Origin of the sequence: Microbacterium sp. H6, from assembly GCF_003314775.1 — a bacterium.
GTDB lineage: Bacteria > Actinomycetota > Actinomycetes > Actinomycetales > Microbacteriaceae > Microbacterium > Microbacterium oxydans.
Genome location: NZ_QOAY01000277.1, coordinates 1 through 1704 on the forward strand (window position 1 = coordinate 1; position 1704 = coordinate 1704).

Genomic DNA, 1704 nt, shown 5'->3' on the forward strand with positions numbered 1-1704 from the left:
ACCGGCTCGACCCGTCATCGGCGGCGGCGCGGCCATCGAGGCTCTGCGCCCACTTGACGGTGATGTGCGGACGGCCGAGTCGCTGGGCGGTCAGCCATCCGGCGATGAGGGCGTGCGCGGCATCCGCCTGTTCGCCGGACTCGACCTCGACGCCGGCAGTGCGCAGACGTTCCGCGCCGCCCCCGGACACCGCGCCGGGATCGTCGAGAGCGTAGACCACCCGTGAGATGCCCGCCTCGATCAGGGCGACGGCGCAGGGGCCAGTGCGGCCGGTGTGGTTGCAGGGTTCGAGTGTGACCACGGCCGTCGCGCCTTCGGCTTCGCCGGGAGCGAGTTTCGAGAGAGCGTCGACCTCGGCGTGCGGAGTGCCGGCGCCGTGGTGCCAGCCCTCGGCGAGCACGGTGCCGTCGGGGGAGAGGATGACCGCGCCGACCTGCGGGTTCGCCCCGCGGGGCCCGCGTGCGGCGAGATGGAGAGCGCGGTCCATCGCGGTGCGCTCTGCCGCGTTCACTGCCATCCGTCGTCCTCCTCTGAGGCTCCGGATTCGGGCAGGGATGGCGGAACGGACGCACGTATGCGTCTCGTGCTGCCTCCCTTCCGGACTAGCGAGGTCTCCCTCGCATCACCGTCGGTCCCGGAATTCCACCGGATCGGCATCTCGATCTCTCGAGACGCTCGCGGACTGTCACCGCCGGTTCGGATTCCCACCGACCCCGGAGCACGTTGTTGATCTGAGTGTAGTCAACGCATCTGCGCAGATTTCATTCCAAGACATGCATCCGGGTGCGCCACGCGCTCGCCGTCACTTGAGAAGCCGGGACAGTCGCCGGTCGGTGAGCACCTTGCCGCCTGTCTGGCAGGTGGGGCAATACTCGAGCGAGCGGTCGGCGAAGAACACGCTGCGGACCGTGTCGCCGCACACCGGGCAGGCCTCCCCCCGGCGGGCGTGCACCTGCATCCCACGGCGCTTCGCATCCTTCAGGTCGGCCGGTGGCTTGCCGGAGGCTTCGGCGACCGCTTCGGTGAGCGTCTCGCGCATGGCATCGAAGAGGCGATCGATCTCGGCACCGTCGAGCGTGTCGGCGATCGCATACGGCGACATGCGAGCGGCATGCAGGATCTCGTCCGAGTACGCGTTGCCGATACCGGCGATGACCGCCTGGTCGCGCAACAGCCCCTTGATCTGCATGCGGCGGCCGTCGAGCAGGGCGGCGAACGTCTCGCGCGTGAACGCCTCGTCGAGCGGATCGGGTCCCAGCCTGGCGATGCCCGGCACCTCCTGCGGATCGCGGACGACATACACCGCGAGCGACTTCTTCGTGCCCGCCTCCGTGAGATCGAACCCGCTCCCGTCGTCGAGCGCGACGCGCAGGGCGATCGGCGACTTGCCCGGCTTGATGAGCGTCGTGGGGAGGGACTCGTACCAGCGCAGCCAGCCGGCCTTCGCGAGGTGGAACACCAGGTGCAGTTCGTCGCCGCAGGAGAGCACGACGAACTTGCCGAGACGGGTGGACGCCGTGATCGCCTGCCCCTGAAGCGCATGGATCGGCGGATCGTACGTCTTCAGCGCGGCGATCGCCGAGACGGTGGCGCGCGTGATCGTGTGCCCCACGGCGCGCTCGCCGAGGAAGGTGGACAGCCCCTGGACTTCCGGCATCTCCGGCATGCGTTCATCCTGTCATCGGCCGCCGACACTGTCACCCT

The 1704-nt window shown here is 69.4% G+C and carries 2 protein-coding genes; both read right to left on the reverse strand.

Annotated features, from left to right (window positions below; all coding sequences use genetic code 11):
* The coding region (gene ribD / locus DSP71_RS18070; RefSeq protein WP_113681745.1) for a bifunctional diaminohydroxyphosphoribosylaminopyrimidine deaminase/5-amino-6-(5-phosphoribosylamino)uracil reductase RibD at nt 1-517 on the reverse strand (517 nt) is incomplete at its 3' end.
* Nucleotides 518-802: 285 nt separating this feature from the next.
* Nucleotides 803-1666, reverse strand: coding sequence for an Fpg/Nei family DNA glycosylase (locus DSP71_RS18075; RefSeq protein WP_113681746.1), 864 nt, complete (start codon nt 1664-1666; stop codon nt 803-805).
* Between the last annotated feature and the right edge of the window lie 38 nt (nt 1667-1704).